This is a genomic window from Saccharopolyspora sp. NPDC050642, from assembly GCF_040654735.1.
GTDB classification, from domain to species: Bacteria; Actinomycetota; Actinomycetes; order Mycobacteriales; family Pseudonocardiaceae; genus Saccharopolyspora; species Saccharopolyspora elongata.
This window is the reverse complement of record NZ_JBFAIN010000031.1, coordinates 21980-37705: the sequence shown is the minus strand read 5'-3', so window position 1 is coordinate 37705 and position 15726 is coordinate 21980. Positions and strand designations below refer to the sequence as shown.

General features: G+C 69.4%; 14 protein-coding genes. 8 read left to right on the top strand and 6 right to left on the bottom strand.

Annotation, left to right across the window (positions count from 1 at the left end):
• Nucleotides 1-106 precede the first annotated feature (106 nt).
• Nucleotides 107-805, bottom strand: coding sequence for a DUF4232 domain-containing protein (locus AB0H93_RS33195; protein ID WP_358578210.1), 699 nt, complete (start codon nucleotides 803-805; stop codon nucleotides 107-109).
• A 386-nt stretch (nucleotides 806-1191) separates the two neighbouring features.
• On the opposite strand from AB0H93_RS33195, the gene AB0H93_RS33190 reads away from it, so the two are divergent.
• Both AB0H93_RS33190 and AB0H93_RS33185 read left to right on the top strand, forming a co-directional pair.
• Nucleotides 1192-1986, top strand: a complete 795-nt coding sequence (locus AB0H93_RS33190; protein WP_358578207.1) for a GH25 family lysozyme — start codon at nucleotides 1192-1194, stop codon at nucleotides 1984-1986.
• 186 nt (nucleotides 1987-2172) lie between these two features.
• A complete protein-coding gene (locus AB0H93_RS33185) occupies nucleotides 2173-3312 on the top strand; it encodes a hypothetical protein (RefSeq protein WP_358578204.1) in 1140 nt (379 codons plus the stop codon).
• Here AB0H93_RS33185 and AB0H93_RS33180 read toward each other — a convergent pair.
• The gene (locus tag AB0H93_RS33180; protein WP_358578201.1) at nucleotides 3267-4346 is read right to left on the bottom strand and encodes a CopD family protein; all 1080 of its coding nucleotides are present in this window, start codon (nucleotides 4344-4346) and stop codon (nucleotides 3267-3269) included. The two genes, AB0H93_RS33185 and AB0H93_RS33180, sit on opposite strands and share 46 nt — an antisense overlap.
• Nucleotides 4347-5299: 953 nt before the next feature.
• On the opposite strand from AB0H93_RS33180, the gene AB0H93_RS33175 reads away from it, so the two are divergent.
• Genes AB0H93_RS33175 through AB0H93_RS33160 form a run of 4 tightly spaced genes read left to right on the top strand, consistent with a single transcriptional unit; the run spans nucleotide 5300 to nucleotide 9611 of the window.
• Complete coding sequence (locus AB0H93_RS33175) at nucleotides 5300-6289, top strand: hypothetical protein (RefSeq protein ID WP_358578198.1); 990 nt, start codon at nucleotides 5300-5302, stop codon at nucleotides 6287-6289.
• Nucleotides 6286-7518, top strand: coding sequence for a glycosyltransferase (locus AB0H93_RS33170; RefSeq protein ID WP_358578195.1), 1233 nt, complete (start codon nucleotides 6286-6288; stop codon nucleotides 7516-7518). The genes AB0H93_RS33175 and AB0H93_RS33170 overlap by 4 nt, the downstream gene beginning before the upstream one ends.
• 6 nt (nucleotides 7519-7524) lie before the next feature.
• Nucleotides 7525-8445, top strand: coding sequence for an alpha/beta hydrolase (locus AB0H93_RS33165; RefSeq protein WP_358578192.1), 921 nt, complete (start codon nucleotides 7525-7527; stop codon nucleotides 8443-8445).
• A complete protein-coding gene (locus AB0H93_RS33160; protein WP_358578189.1) occupies nucleotides 8442-9611 on the top strand; it encodes a glycosyltransferase family 1 protein in 1170 nt (389 codons plus the stop codon). Before AB0H93_RS33165 ends, AB0H93_RS33160 begins: the two co-directional genes overlap by 4 nt.
• Before the next feature lie 172 nt (nucleotides 9612-9783).
• On the opposite strand, the gene AB0H93_RS33155 is transcribed toward AB0H93_RS33160, so the two are convergent.
• Entirely contained in the window at nucleotides 9784-10122 is a 339-nt protein-coding gene (locus AB0H93_RS33155) for a peptidase inhibitor family I36 protein (protein WP_358578186.1), read from the bottom strand.
• A 345-nt stretch (nucleotides 10123-10467) separates the two neighbouring features.
• On the opposite strand from AB0H93_RS33155, the gene AB0H93_RS33150 reads away from it, so the two are divergent.
• Nucleotides 10468-12123 carry an FAD-binding dehydrogenase gene (locus AB0H93_RS33150; protein WP_358578183.1) on the top strand — a complete coding sequence of 552 codons (1656 nt, stop codon included), beginning with the start codon at nucleotides 10468-10470 and terminating at the stop codon, nucleotides 12121-12123.
• Nucleotides 12124-12168: 45 nt separating this feature from the next.
• On the top strand, nucleotides 12169-12459 hold the full coding sequence (locus tag AB0H93_RS33145) for a YrhK family protein (RefSeq protein ID WP_358578180.1): 291 nt from the start codon (nucleotides 12169-12171) through the stop codon (nucleotides 12457-12459).
• A gap of 33 nt (nucleotides 12460-12492) precedes the next feature.
• Here the strand turns inward: AB0H93_RS33145 and AB0H93_RS33140 are convergent, their stop codons facing one another.
• The 3 genes from AB0H93_RS33140 to AB0H93_RS33130 all read right to left on the bottom strand — a co-directional run bounded on the left by AB0H93_RS33140 (nucleotide 12493) and on the right by AB0H93_RS33130 (nucleotide 15431).
• Entirely contained in the window at nucleotides 12493-12855 is a 363-nt protein-coding gene (locus AB0H93_RS33140; RefSeq protein WP_358578177.1) for a hypothetical protein, read from the bottom strand.
• 567 nt (nucleotides 12856-13422) lie between these two features.
• Complete coding sequence (locus tag AB0H93_RS33135; protein WP_358578174.1) at nucleotides 13423-15015, bottom strand: cation acetate symporter; 1593 nt, start codon at nucleotides 15013-15015, stop codon at nucleotides 13423-13425.
• Nucleotides 15012-15431 carry a DUF485 domain-containing protein gene (locus AB0H93_RS33130; protein ID WP_358578172.1) on the bottom strand — a complete coding sequence of 140 codons (420 nt, stop codon included), beginning with the start codon at nucleotides 15429-15431 and terminating at the stop codon, nucleotides 15012-15014. The genes AB0H93_RS33135 and AB0H93_RS33130 overlap by 4 nt, the downstream gene beginning before the upstream one ends.
• Between the last annotated feature and the right edge of the window lie 295 nt (nucleotides 15432-15726).

The following is a 15726-nucleotide window of genomic DNA, read 5'->3' as shown; positions in this document are numbered from 1 at the left end:
ATCCGGTCGGGCCAACCCCGGTCCTTCCCCGCCGAACGGCGATTTCGCGCGAAATCGACCGGCTCCCGGTGCGGGAGCGCCGATTCCGCGCGAAGCCGCGCTGCTGTCACTGGTGGTACGCGCTGTTGTCGATGCTGCCGAACCCGCAGACCGGGCCCACGTTCCAGGTGACGGGGAGCGCGTCGGTCTCGTCCGGCGGGATGACCTGCGCACGCACCGGAGTCGGCTGGCAGGGGCCGTCCATCGGCTCGCCCTCGTGCGGGACGGCCGTCCAGTGCAGCGTCGCGCGGGCCGACTCACCGGGCGCCAGCGTGATCAGACCCGGGCCGGGGTTCGGCGTCCGCTCCATCTTGGTGGGCACCGCCTGGCCGGAGGCGTCGACCAGCTGCATCCCGCCGTAGCCGTAGAGCGTGCAGGTCTCGTTGCTGGAGTTGCGCAGCACCAGCTCGGCGTAGCGCTGGCCCGCTCCGGCCTCGGCGCCCTCCACCGAGCCCGTGAGCATCGAGGTGTGGCAGCGCTCCACCTTCTTCGGCTGGACGCGCCCGGGCGACGAGGCTGGCGTCGTGCTGCCGCCCGTGGCGGGGCCGTTCCCGGCGGCCTCGGAAGCCTGGGGATCCGGTCGTGAATCCGTGCTCGTCGCCGGCGGTGCCGGCTGGACGTTCTGCTCCGGTGCCGTGATTACCTGGCCGGTCTGCGCGGTTTGCGCGCTGTGCGCTCCGCAGCCCGCCATCAGCCCGGCGATCAGCAGGGCCCCGGACGCCTGGAGCGTCCGCGAGCCGAAAATCCGCAATCGGTTCGGGGTCACGGTGACCACCTCCCGTCCCCGGCCTCGCGGGCGGGGTCGTCGGTATTTGCTCTGCTGTTCCTGAAGACGTCCGACCGTTGGCGAGGTTGCCCGCACGGTCGATTTTCCGCCGTCGGTGACTTCGTGACCTGCGGCGCGGCGGATGCTCCGGTTGCCCCGATCGACTGCCTCGACCAGCGGATCGAGTGACGGACGACTGCGCCGAATAGGTCTTGTCACGGCTAGGTGCAACCCGATTCGGGTAATTCACGGCGCCGCGAATCCGTTACGCATCGCGCAGATATCGACCGATCGGGTGGGGATCTTGACCTGAACGGCGGGACTGCCACTTTGCCCGACTTCGATAGTTTGGCAGCTGCAGAAAGGCCGAAGTCAGGGGGTTGATCATGGCCGAGCGAATTCCGGGCATTGACGTCGCGCGATATCAGGGGGAACCAGACTGGGGAGCGGTTCGCGGCGCCGGATATGCCTTCACGTACATCAAGGCGACCGAGGGAATCGGATATGTGAGCCCGACGCTGGACGCCCAGCTGGCCGGAGCCCGCGGCGCCGGGATGGTCACCGGGCTCTACCACTTCGCCCGCCCGGACACGAATTCGCCGCAGCAGGACGCGGCCGACTTCGCCGCCCAGCTGGCGCGGCTGAACTCCAGCGCGGCGGGCAACCTGCCGCCGTGCCTGGACATGGAGACCGACGCGCCGAACCTCGGCGGCTGGATCAAAGGGTTCATCGACGCGGTCCGCGGGCACACCGGGCGGCACGAGATCGTGGTCTACGCCTCGACGTCCTGGTTCCAGAGCAAGCTCGCGCCGGAGACCTGGGTCGACCCCGGCGTGTTCCTGTGGGTCGCGCACTACGGGCGCCCGCCGGGCGAGCCCGGCTACCTCACCGACCGGGTCGCCATCCACCAGCACGCCTCGGACGGGAAGGTTCCGGGCATCGCTGGCGACACCGACGTGAACGTCTCGCTGGTCCCGCTGGAGGTGCTCACCGGGGCCGGTGCCCCGCCGCCTCCTCCGCCGCCCCCGCCGCCGGCGGAGACCTACGTCGTGCAGCCCGGCGACACGCTCTCCGAGATCGGGCAGAAGCTGGGCGTCGACTGGCGGGAGATCGCGCGGGTCAACGGCATCGCCGATCCGGACCTGATCTACGTCGGCCAGGTGCTGAAGATCCCGCGCTGAGATGGCGCCGTTCTCCCGGCGGAGCCCCCGGCGATCCTCGTGACGGGCGTCCGGGGCTCTGCTGGCGTGCGCTTTTCCGGCGAATTGCCCAAAACGTTACTGCCGCGTACGTCGTTGCCGCACACTCGCGATCAGTACCGACTACCGTTTTTCGCGTGAACATCGCGCAAGGTGGAGGTGAACGCGATGGCGGGTACAGCTGAGCTGGTCCGAAGCCACTGGACGCGTGGCGAGCCGGGTCGGGAGGCTCCCCCGGAACTCGTGATCGCGCTCTATCGCTGGTGGGTGATCGCGATGGCGCTCAAGATCGCGGGCGCCACCTGGGACATCTGCTGGCATTTCCGGTGGCTCCGCGACGACCTCGCGCCACCGCACATGATCAACACGGTCGGCACCGTGATCGTGATCGGACTGGTGGTCTTCCACACCTACACCGGCATCGGCGCCGATCGCGCCACGCTGCGCTGGATGCAGTGGGGGCTGGGCATCTTCCTGGTCGCCGCGCCGCTGGACGTGATCAACCACCGGATCAACGGGCTGGACATCACCGCGTGGAGCCCGTCGCACGCACTGCTCTACCTCGGCACCGGGCTGATGAGCGTCGGCCTGCTCCGCGGCTGGGCCCGCTACGGCGGCGGCGACCGGTACTACTACCCGATCACCTGCTTCCTCTGGTTCACGGTGCTGGACAACTTCCTGTTCCTCAACCAGCACCAGGAATACGGCGTGCTCGGGCTGGCGGCGTGGGAGCGCGGCACGCCCTACGCCGAGGACATCCTGCTGCAGTTCGCCGCCGATGACCTCGGGCGGCCGCTGGACTGGATCGCCGTCAAGTCCTTCACGCTCCCGGTGCCGGACTGGGTCTACCCGACCTGGGCGGTCATGACCGGGCTGGGCACGCTGCTGCTGGCCCGGCAGCTGGTCGGGCGCCGCTGGACGGCGACCACCATCACCGCCGGCTACCTCGTTTTCCGCTGCGTGGCCTGGGGATTGCTGGCGGCGGCCGACTTCCCGATCTCGACCGTGCCGTTCTTCCTGCTCGCCGGGGCGGTGGCGATCGACCTGTCGTTCCGGCTGGCGCCGCGCATCCGGCCGTTCGCCGGGGCTGTGATCGTGACCGCGGTGGCGTACCTCGCCCTGCGGGCGCAGCAGACCTACATCGCCGCGCCGCCGGTCGACTACTGGTCGGTGCTGTACACGGTGGTCATGTTCGCCGCGGTGTGGTGGGGCATCTCGTACCTGGTCGATACCGAGCGCGGGCGCCGGCTGCTGTCGCGCGGTCAGACGATGACCGGGGCGCGGGAGAGCACGACGCCCAAGCCGTAGGCGATACCCATCACGCCGACCTCGGCAGCGGCCCAGCCGATCAACGCGGCGCGCTGGTGGCGCGCGATGCGGGGCAGCAGGCGGAACCGCATCTGCGACGCCACGATGCCCAGCAGCACCAGGCAGCCGGTCTTGGCCAGGATGATCTGGCCGTAGCCGGTGTTGATCAGGCCGGGCAGGCCGACGGTCGGCGTGATGATCAGCACCATCAGGCCGTTGAACAACCCGGAGGCGCCGACCACGAAGATCGCGATGGTGGCGAGCTTCGAGAACCGCGGCAGGGCCTCGGCGAGCAGCCCGCGGCGCGGGGCGACGAACAGCGCGATCGCGGCCAGGCCGCCGGTCCACATCGCTGCGCCGATCACGTGCAGTTCCATCGAGATCATGCTGAAGTCGTGGTACTGCCAGTCCGTGGCGTGGCCGGTCAGCGGGATCGGCAGCAGGCCGAGCAGCGCGATGATGGTGCGCAGTTCCGCCGGGACGCTCTCGCCGAACCGGACCGCGAGCAGGCCCAGCACCGCGCACACCAGCCCGGCGCCGGCGCTGGCGAGCAGGCCGGGGCCGGCCGGCACGTTCGCGACGTAGTCGATCAGCAGCTGGGTGGTCACGGGCCGGCCGGGGCTGAGCTCCGCGGCGTGCAGGACCAGCGAGACCAGGGCGCTGAGCATCCAGATCAGCGAGGTGATCACGGTGACCCGCCGGGCCAGCACCATGACCGGCTCGGTGTGCTTAGGGCGGTCGAAACCCAGCAGCTTCGGCAGCAGGCTCAGGCCGACGGTCCCGAGCGCCGCGATGTCGAGCACGGCCCGGGCGACGGGCAATCCGAAGTGCACGAGCGGCGGCGGGTCGGCGAGGCCGGGGATGGTGCCGACTGCGGTGTAGGCCGTCGCGGCGAGCGCGGTCAGCAGCGCGCCGCCCAGCAATGCGGCCACCACGGCTGCCTTGGCGCCGAACACATTGCGTTCGTCGGCGTCGGCGGGGTGCTCCGGCTTCGCGGTCCGGCCGTGCTGGGAGACATCAGAGTCGGCAGCCACGGGTGCATCGTCTCACCCGGACGAGCGCACATCTGCCTTCGGTCCCGAGGATGAGCCGAATCTGATCACGGGTCGTGACCGATTTGTTTCGGTGTGCGAACGGTTTGCGGGGCGTGATGTTGTCGTGGTGTCGCATTCGTCACCGGTTCTGCGACGATTAGTTGATCTTCATTGTTTCCGATTTCCCTGCTGGCGGGGTGTTTTCGGCGGCGCATCGCTATTCCGCGGGATTGCGGTCGAGACGCTGCCGTCGTCCTCCGGGCGAGTCGGGATGTGTTGCTGGCAAAGTCCTCAGCGACGTTGTTCTACAGTCGTGCACGTGGATCCGGCGGACAGTGCAGAAGCGCACGCGCGAGGTGCGTCCGGCGCGCCTCCATCGTGCGCGAGTGCAACGATTCCGAAACCGGTTGGGTTCATTCCACTTGTTTCTCCTGGCGGTCGACTTTCGTTCACCGGATCGGTTCACGCATATTCGTCTGGCGTTTCACGAGCCGCCGCAATTCCGTGCTTTGCTGTAATGCCCGCCGGGCGGGCCGGGATGTGCGTGCGGGTTACCCGGAGAGTTGGCCGGGTCGGTGCCGCAGCGTGTTTACGCAGGTCCGGCGGGGTTCTGGGGCTGGTTCAGGGGCGTCGTGGCCTGGGGGCCCGGCGGACGCCCCAGGGTGCGAACCCGGAACGTCTCAGGGAAATTGGGGGTCCGGCCCCGGATGTGAGTCGGACTCGCGAGACGCGAGATTGAGCGGTGTGGACGGACAGCGAAGGCGGGAATCAGCGGGTTCGGAGCCCGATACTGGTAGCAGGCCGTCGCGGCGGACGCCGCGGGGCTCGAAAGCGGGACGTGACATGGATCGCGCACTAGGGTGTTCGGTAGCCGAACGTTCCCGCAGCCTGGTGAAGAGGACTGATCCGGTCGTGCAGCACCATCCGGCCACCGTCGCGGGACGTGGTCCACGATGACTGCGCTCGCCGTACTGCTCGCCGCACTGGGGGCCTGCGGCTATGCCGTGGGGGCGAGGCTGCAGCACGCCGCTGTGCACGACGCGATGGACGGCCGCGGGCTCGGCCTCCGCAGCCAGGCCCAGCTCATCCGCAACCCCCGCTGGCTGGGCGGCCTCGCCGCGCTCGGCAGCGGCACCGTCCTGCACGCCTGCGCGCTCGGCCTGGCACCGCTGAGCGTGGTGCAGCCGGTCGGCGTGCTGGCGCTGCCGATCACCGTCCTGCTGAACCTCAGGCAGCAGGGCATCACCGCCCGGGACCTCAAGCCCAGCGTTGCGCTGTCGGTGGTCGCGGCCACCGGCGGCGTCGGCGCCTTCGTCTTCCTCGCCGCGGGCAGCGCGACGGCCACCCCGATCGCCGGTGACGAGCAGTTGCTTGCGACGCAGCTGGTGGCCGGCGCGATCCTGGCGCTGGGCGTGCTCGCGATGCTGACCCGCTCGAAGGCCCGCTGCATCCTCTTCGCCGCCGGTTGCGCGGTGGCGTACGGGTACGTGTCGGTGCTGATGCGGGCGGTGGCTCAGCAGCTGGGCACGACCGAGCTGCTGGACATCAACCCGCTTCCGCTGCTCGGCATCGTCGTCGCGATGGTCGTCGGCGGTTGGCTGCTGCAGCACGGGTACGCCAGCGGCCCGCCGGACCTCGTGGTGGCCTGCCTGACCGTGATCGACCCGCTGGTGGCGGTGGGGCTGGGCATCGGCCTGCTCGGCGAGGCCGATCAGGTCAGCGCCTGGACCGCCGTCGGCGAGGGCCTGTGCGCCGTCGTGGCCTGCGCGGGCGTCTTCGCGCTGGCCCGCTACCACCCCGACACCCAGGAGCGGAGCGAGTCCGCCGCCGCTGCGCTCCCCTCGACCACCGTGACCACTGCGACCTCACCGAACACTTCGAACGGCAGCAGTGATCTTGCCGGACCGAGTTCGACAGATCGTCCTGACGGGAGTTCCACTTGACTTCGCAACCGCCCAGCAGGCGCCCGATGCGGATCGTGGTCGGCGCGACCACCTATCCCCCCGACGTGAACGGGGCGGCGAACTTCGGCCACCGCCTGGCGACCGGGCTGTCCGGTCGCGGCCACGAAGTGCACGTCGTCTGCCACTCGACGGACCGGGAGTCGCGCTCCGAGGTCGAGGACGGCGTGACCGTGCACCGCGTCGCCTCCTACGGCTCGCCGTTCCACCCGTCGATCCGGGGCCTCCTCCCTTGGCAGGCCCGCCAGGCGGACCGGCTGATCGCCGAGATCCAGCCCGACGTCGTGCACGTGCAGTCGCACTTCTTCATCTGCCGCGGCCTGATCAACTCGGCGCGCCGCCGGGACATCGGGCTGATCGCCACCAACCACTTCATGCCGGAGAACATCTTCGGCTACTTCAAGGTCCCGGAGTTCCTCCAGCAGGCGGCCGGCCGCCTGCTGTGGCACAACCTGGTCAAGCACTACGGGAAGGCGCAGCTCGTCACCGCGCCGACCCCGCGCGCCGTCCAGCTGCTGCAGGAGAACGGGTTCACCGACCTGGCGCTGCCGGTCTCCTGCGGCATCGACGTCGAGCGGTACCGGCGGCGGGCCCGGAGCTACCGCAAGCAGAACCCGGACCCCGCCACCCGCACCGTGCTGTTCGTCGGGCGCCTCGACGAGGAGAAGCACATCGACGACCTGCTGCGGGCCATGGCGCTGCTGCGCACCGAGGTGCCGACGCGGCTGGAGATCGTCGGCAACGGCAGCCGGCGCGACGCCTTCGAGCAGCTCGCGGTGGAACTCGGCATCGCCGACCGGGTGCACTTCCACGGGTTCCTCAGCGATGACGAACTCCTGGACGCCTACGCCCGCGCGGACCTGTTCTGCATGCCCAGCATCGCCGAGCTGCAGAGCCTGGCCACCATGGAAGCCATGTCGGCGGGCACCCCGGTGGTGCTGGCCAACGCCATGGCCCTGCCGCACCTCGTGCAGCCGGGCGAGAACGGCTGGCTCTACCCGCCGCGGGACGTGCACGCCCTGGCCCGGGCGATCGACGACGTGATCAGCGATCGCGCGACGATCGACCGGATGGGCGCGGCCAGCGAGCGGTTCGTGTCCCGTCACGACATCGACGAGATCCTGGGCCGGTTCGAGGCGATCTACCACCACGTGACGGACCCGGAGAGCACCGTCGAGCTCGACGAGATCCGCACCGAGCTGGCGAGCTGACCCACCATGATCGTCCCGGAACTCCAGCCCGCGGAGCGGGTGGAGCACATCAGCGGCGCCGAGCTGCACTACTGGGTCTACCGCGACCACCTCGCCGAGAGCGGTTCCACCTCGCCGGTCGCGTCGACCGAACCGGTCGACGCAGCCGAGACGGTGGTGATGGTGCACGGCCTGCGCGGTACCCACCACGGCCTGGAACTCGTCGCGGCGAGCCTGCCGGACCAGCGCGTCGTGATCCCGGACCTGCCCGGGTTCGGGGACTCCGGGCCGATGACCGGGCGACGGCACGACGTCGCCGGCTACGCGCACGTCATCACCGAACTCATCGAGCGGCTCGGCGGCCGGACCCGGCCGGTGGTGCTGGTCGGGCACTCCTTCGGCTCGATCGTGGCGTCGCGCGTCGCTGCCGCCTCGCCGGAACTCGTCCGGCGCCTGGTGCTGATCAACCCGATCGCGACGCCCGCGCTGCGCGGGCCCCGCGTGGTGCTGTCCGGGCTGACCTCCGCCTACTACACGCTGGGCAAGCGGTTGCCGCTCCGGGCCGGGCACTCGTTGCTGAGCAACAGGTGGGTCGTGCTCGCCGCGAGCCGGGCGATGACGCGGACGAAGGACAAGCAGCTGCGCGGGTTCATCGACGAGAACCACCTGCGGTACTTCAGCCGCTTCCACAGCCCGGCGCTGCTCAGCGAGACCTTCGAGGCTTCGGTGACGCACACCGTCGCGGACCACGTCGACGAGCTCGGGATGCCGACCCTGCTGATCGCGGGGGAGTCCGACGAGATCGCGCCCCTGGCCGGCCAGCGCGCGCTGGCGGCCCGGTTCGCGGACGCCGAACTCGTGGTGATTCCGAACGTCGGCCACCTGGTGCACTACGAGACGCCGGAGCCGGCGGCCGAAGCGATCCGACGATTCCTCGGAACGCCATGACCGGCTTCGGACAGCACGGGAGCGGTACCTCCGGCCAGCGTTCGGGCGAGGCCGGGGCGGCGACGATGAACGTCTTCGTCGACGCGCGTTGGACGCGAACCGATCAGCACGACGGGATCAGCCGCTTCGGCGCGAGCTTGATCGAGGCATTGCACCACCTCCATCCGGTGACGATGTTGATCCATGACGAGCGGCAGTTGCGGCTGCTGCCGTCCGGGGTTCCGCACGTGAAGGTCAACAGCCCCTTCTCGCCGCGGGAGTTGTGGCTTTCCCGCACGCTCAACCGGCTCGGTGCGGACGTCGTGTTCAGCCCGATGCAGGTGATCGGCGGGTTCCGGCGCGACTACCGGCTCGTCCTCACGCTGCACGACCTGATCTACTACCGGCACCCGCAGCCGCCGGGTTTCCTGCCGCTGCCCGTGCGCATCGCGTGGCGGCTCTACCACAAGGCGTTCTGGCCGCAGCGGGTCATGCTCAACCGGGCGGACGCGGTGGTCACGGTCAGCGAGACGACCCGCAAGCTCATCGAGGAACACCGGCTCACCCGGCGTTCGGTGACGGTTGTCCACAATGCACCGTCTCCGTCGTCGTCGGGGGACGATGCCGGCGACGCGGAGCCCGGCGTCGGTTCCGGTGCGGAGCCGGGCGGGCCGCGGGAGCTCGTGTACATGGGCTCGTTCATGCCGTACAAGAACGTGGAAACGTTGATCGCGGGCATGGCTCTCCTTCCGGAACACCGGTTGCACCTGGTCAGCCGGATCGCAGCCGCGCGCGAGGCGGAATTGCGCGCGCAGCTGCCTCCGGACGCCGATGTCCTTTTCTGGCGTGGCATCAGCGAAAGCGACTACCAGGCGCTGCTCGGCAGGGCGAGCGCCTTGGTGACCGCTTCGCGGGACGAGGGTTTCGGGTTGCCGATCATCGAGGCGATGAACGCGGGGACGCCGGTGGTCTGCAGCGACCTGGAGATCTTCCACGAGGTGACCGGGGGACACGCGAGGTTCTTCGATCCGGGGTCGTCGAAGGACTTCGCCGCCGCGGTGCGTGCCGTGGAGGATCCCCGGACGCGTGCGGATCTGATCGCCGCGGCTCGCGGTCAGGCGGCGAAGTTCACCTGGGCCAACTCCGCCGAACGCCTGCTGGAGCTGATGCGGGACCTGGTCCGCTGAGTTCCTGCCGGGAATCGGTGCTGCGCGTGGTTCCTGCGGCGGGTTCTCAGGCGTCGCCTCGGGGGGACGGCATCGGCGCTGCGCATCGGTGAATGCGCGAACGGGATGTCGTCGGCGGCGTCTGAGATTCCGCCTGCGCCGCGAATTGCGTGTCGAGGCAGGATCTCGCCGGTCAGTGCGACCAGATCTTGATTGCTCGCGCGACGTATGCCGCCCGTGGATTCTGGGAACCCGTTGGATACGTGCTGAATTCCGCTTCGGTGTCGCAGTCGGGATCCTGGTAGACCGTCACCGGGCGGCCGGTGTTGTTCGCGAAGGACCGCGCCTCCGTGCCCTGTTGGAGCCGGACGCACTGCTCCAACGAGGTCGCCTGGAGGCCGACCTCGTGCGACTGGCCGGTGAAGTTCTCCTCCGGCCAAGTGCAGAAAGACCCTGCCGGGCAAGGACTTTCGGGTGGGGCGGCGTAAGCCCCGCCCGCGCCGACCGCGATCGCGGCGAGGACGGACAGCACCGGGACGACTATTCTCCGGAGGCCGCTCCGCCAGGCCCCTCGCCGGGCGGACGAGCGGATCGCGATTCGGCGCGACGCGGCGGAAGAAGCGCACTTGGACATGCTAAAGCCCTTTCATGAGCGGATAATGAGTGGATCGCGACCGAAATCGGCGCGCTGAAAACAAGATTCCCGAAGCCCGGATCGGAATGCCAGCGAATTTGCTGGATACACCCCGACCGGGTGGAATTCCGCGCCTGCGCGCAATGTCGCGGCGCCGCGGCGATCGGCCGGACGGGCTGTCGGAGCGTCCCCGACTGCGGTATACAGGCACTCGGTTACCACTCGGTAGTGCGGAGGTCGGCAGTGACGTTGGACGCTGATGTCATCGTGGTGGGCGCCGGCCTGGCCGGCCTGGTCGCCGCCGCCGAGCTGGCCGACGCGGGCCGCCGGGTCGTGCTGGTGGACCAGGAACCCGAAGCCTCCCTGGGCGGCCAGGCGCACTGGTCGTTCGGCGGCCTGTTCCTGGTGGACTCCCCGGAACAGCGCAGGCTGGGCGTCCGCGACTCCCACGAGCTGGCCCTCCAGGACTGGCTCGGCTCCGCCGGGTTCGACCGGCCCGAGGACCACTGGCCCCGGCAGTGGGCGGAGGCCTACGTTGACTTCGCCGCCGGGGAGAAGCGTTCCTGGCTGGTCGAGCAGGGCGTGCGCTTCTTCCCGCTGGTGCAGTGGGCCGAGCGCGGCGGCCACCTGGCGACCGGGCACGGCAACTCGGTGCCGCGGTTCCACGTCACCTGGGGCACCGGCCCCGGGGTGCTCGCCCCGTTCATCCGCCGCGTGCGGGAGGCCGCCGAGCGCGGCCTGGTGACGTTCCGGTTCCGGCACCGCGTCAGCGAGCTGATCACCAGCGGCGGAGCGGTGACCGGCGTGCGCGGCGAAGTGCTCGTGCCGAGCGCGGTGGAGCGCGGGCAGCCGAGTTCTCGCGACGTGGCAGGCGATTTCGAGCTGCACGCGCAGGCCGTGGTCGTCGCGTCCGGCGGCATCGGCGGGAATTTCGACCTGGTGCGCCGGAACTGGCCCAAGCGCTACGGCGAGCCGCCGAAGGAGATGATCGCCGGGGTGCCCGACCACGTGGACGGGCGGATGCTGGAGGTGGTGTCCCGCAGCGGCGGGCGCATCATCAACCCGGACCGGATGTGGCACTACACCGAGGGAATCCGCAACTACGCGCCGATCTGGAGCAAGCACGGCATCCGGATCCTGCCCGGCCCGTCGTCGCTGTGGCTGGACGCGCAGGGCAGCCGGCTGCCCTCGCCGCTGTTCCCGGGCTTCGACACCCTCGGCACGCTGGAGCACATCGTGCGGACCGGCCACGACTACACCTGGTTCGTGCTCAACCGGCGCATCATCAGCCGCGAGTTCGCGCTGTCCGGCTCCGAGCAGAACCCGGACCTCACCGACCGCAGCATCCGCAAGCTGCTGCAGCGCGGCGGCGGTGCCACGCCGGGGCCGGTCGCCGAGTTCGTCCGCCGCGGCTCCGACTTCGTCGTCCGGCGCACCGTGCCGGAGCTGGCGCGCGGGATGAACGACCTGGTCGGCGAGCCGCTGATCGACGCGGCCGCGCTGGAACGCGAGATCGTCGCCCGGGACCGCCAGGTCGAGTCGGGGCTGGGCAAGGACGAGCAGGTCATCGCCATCCGCGCGGCCCGCCGCTACGTGGTCGACCGGATGATCCGGGTCGCCGAGCCGCACCGGCTGCTGGACCCGGCCGCCGGGCCGCTGATCGCGGTGCGGCTGTCCATCCTGACCCGCAAGACGCTGGGCGGGCTGGAGACAGACCTGTCCGGCCGGGTCCTGCAGGACTCGGGCGAGCCGCTGCCCGGGCTCTACGCGGTCGGGGAGGTCGCGGGCTTCGGCGGCGGCGGTGTGCACGGGTACCGGGCCTTGGAGGGCACGTTCCTCGGCGGCTGCCTCTTCTCCGGCCGGCAGGCCGGGCGAGCGGCCGCCGCTGCCGTCGGCTAGCCCTGCTGACCTGCGGAGTTCGCCCGGCTCGCGGACAATCGGATCATGCGAGATCCGGCCGAGTCGGGCCCGTTTGTGCTGCGGATCGGGCGCGAGGAGCTGCTGATCCGGCGGCGGTACGAGGTCATCAGCATCGTCAACGACTTCCTGATCGCCGTCTGGTTCGCCGTCGGCAGCCTGCTGTTCTTCCACGAGTCCACGGTGACCGCGGGCACCTGGCTGTTCCTGCTGGGCAGCTGCGAGCTCGCGGTGCGGCCGGTGATCAGGCTCGCGCGGCACGTGCGCCTGCGTCGGTTGCGACCGGCCGGGCTGCGCGGATCTGATCAGGATTTCTGACCCGCCCATTCCCGGCGGTCGAATGCGACTCGATCACAGGAAGCAGCCGCTGACGAATCCGCTGACGCGGGTGCGGCGATTCGTGATGTCGAACCATTCCGAATTCGCAGATCCGTTCGGGCAGCGGACGGATTCCCCGCGGGTCGCCTGGCGAATGCTGACGTCGTCGCCGGGATTTCCCACGCCGCGTGCGGCGCTGCCGGTATCGGGCGCCGAGCGGATCAGCACCCCGGGCTCGCGGAAGTCGCCCGACCGGCCGTGGGAAGCCTTCTGGACCAGCTCGACCAGGCCGTTCTTGACTTCGGCCGCGATGATGACGACCTGGGTGCCCAGCCCGGACATGGGCAGGACGGCGGCGGTGACCGCAGCGAGCAGTGCATTGCGAACCGTTCGCATGGAATACCCCCCGATTCGCCCGCCGGACCGCTTCCCATTGCCCCCTGCTATTGCCGAAGCGCCCCGTTGGCGGGCAAGTTCCATTTTATGGAGAATTGCGGCCGCCCGGCAGTATCCGATTGGGTAGAGCGCAATCGAGCACGGCGACCGGACGGCCGGTGACCCATGGCGATCGGGCACCCGGCGGAGCCCACCTGTGGGTTAGCACCGGTCGGGCCACCGCTGCCGGTGCGTGCAGACGAAGACGGCCCCGGGACACCGAGGTCCCGGGGCCGTTCGCCAGCGTTTCCAGCACTTGCCCGCGGAGCGCCGCGACTGCTTCGAACTACGGCCCGAACGAGACCGCGAAGCTTGGCTCGCATGATCGAAAGCTGTCGCAAACGGCGTAGCCGCTCAGCCCACCCTCGCAGCCGGCACCGCCGCGGGTTCTCAGACGTCGTCTGGCGAGGACAGCCCCGATGCCGCGTATTGGTCTATACGCAAGTCGGGGATCCCGGAGTTCAGACGGCGTTTGAGGTTCCGCCACCCGCACCGCTCCGCAGAACGAGCCTGGGAATCCAGGGACGCTCAGCCGGCTCGGGAGCCGATGCCGGTCAGGGCGCGGACCTCCATCTCCGCCTGGCGGTCCTCGTCGACCGCGTCCTTGCCGACGAAGGTGCCGATGATGCCGCAGATGAACGAGACCGGGATGGACACGATGCCCGGGTTCTTCAGCGGGAAGAAGGCGAAGTCCATGCTCGGGATGATCGAGTCCGGCGAGCCGGACAACACCGGCGAGAAGATCACCAGCAGCAGGCAGGAGCCGAGCCCGCTGTAGATGCCCCACAGCGTGCCGGTGGTGTTGAACCGCTTCCAGAACAGCGAGTACAGCAGCGTGGACAGGTTCGCCGAGGCGGCGAACGCGAACGCCAGGCCGACCAGGAACGCGATGTTCTGCCCGATGACGAGGATGCCGCCGAGGATCGACGCCACACCGATCACCAGCGCCGTCAACCGGGCCACCCGCACCACGGAGTCCGAGTCGATGTCGCCGCGGCGGATCACGTTGGCGTAGATGTCGTGCGCGAACGACGCCGATGCGGTCAGCGTCAACCCCGCGACCACCGCCAGGATCGTGGCGAAGGCGACCGCGGCGATGATGCCCAGCAGCACCGTGCCGCCGATCCGGTAGGCGAGCAGCGGGGCGGCGGAGTTCTCCGCGCCCGGCGCGTCGAGGATCGCGTCCGTGCCCACCAGCGCGGCCGCGCCGTAGCCGATGACCAGGGTGCAGATGTAGAACGTCGCCACCACCCAGGTCGACCAGACCACGGAGCGGCGGGCCTCGCGGGCGTTGGGCACGGTGTAGAACCGCATCAGCACGTGCGGGAGGCCGCCGGTGCCGAGCACCAGGGCCATCGACAGCGACACGAAGTCCAGTTTGGTCAGTTCGGACTTCCCGTACTGGACGCCCGGGGCGAAGATGTCGCGGCCGTGCGGGTTGTTCTCGGCGGCGTGCTGCAGCAGGTTCGTGAAGCTGTAGCCGAACTTGCCGAGCAGGAAGATCGTGATCATCAATACCGACAGCAGCAGCATGGCGGCCTTGATGATCTGCACCCAGGTGGTGCCCTTCATGCCGCCGACCAGCACGTAGATCATCATGATCGCGCCGACCGCGGCGATCACCAGGGCCTGGCCGAACTTGCCGTGCACGTTGAGCAGCAGGGCGACCAGGCCGCCAGCGCCGGCGATCTGGGCGATCATGTAGATGATCGTGATGGCCAGCGTCGAGGACGCCGCCGCGGCCCGCACCGGGCGCTGGCGCATCCGGAAGCTGAGCACGTCGCCCATGGTGAAGCGGCCGGTGTTGCGGGTGCGCTCGGCGAGCAGCAGCAGGTTGATCAGCCAGGCGACCAGGAAGCCGATGGAGTACAGGAAGCCGTCGTAGCCGTAGACCGCGATCGCCCCGGCGATGCCCAGGAACGACGCGGCCGACAGGTAGTCACCGGAGAGCGCGATGCCGTTCTGCACACCGCTGAACGAGCTGCCCGCGACGAAGTAGTCGCTGGAGGTGCCCCGGTTGCTCACCCGGTACACGACGAACAGCGTGATCAGCACGAACGCCGCGAAGACGCTGGTGTTGATGATCGCGTTGTCGGCCGGGAGCAGCTGCGGTTCGTTCACTGGTCGGACTCCCCAGCGTCCTGTCGGATCCGGTCGACCTCGGGGTCGATGCGGCGGCGGGCGAACCGGACGTAGAGCGCGGTCAGGCCCAGGGTGGTGACGAACTGGCCGACACCCATGACCAGGCCGACGTTGATCTCGCCGATGAGCGGTTGGGCCATGAATTCCCGGGCGTAGGCGGCGATCGCCACGTACCCGAGGTACCAGATCAGGAAAAACGCCGTAGCCGGGAAAATGAACCATTTCAGTCGGCGGCGCAGGTCGCGGAATTCAGGGCTCTGCTGGATAGCGACGAAATCAGGACGTTCGTTAGTCGCGCGAACGGAGCTCTTGTCGATTCCACCGAAGGCCACCCGCGGATTTCCGGGCTGGTCGCGGGGACCGCCGCGCAGCGCGGATTGCGTTGCGTTGCTCATGCATCCTTCCTGGAACTTCGCGGTTGGCCGCTCGGCTGAAGGGCCTGGCGGTGGCGGGGAATTCTAACCATGCGTCGCGCGAGATCGACAGTGTGGTGATCACCACGTGGTTTCGGTGGTTGCGGAGCGGCTCGCGGGCCTCGGCGATGCCGGTCGTCGACGCTTGGTTACTGTCCGGTATTGCCAGGTCAAAGGTCTGGCTTCGGCGTTCATGATCTTGCTGACCAGGTCTTTTGCGCCGCTCGCGACCAAAGTGGATTACCCCGCTCTAGGCTGAACGAGTGAAAAAGTCGCA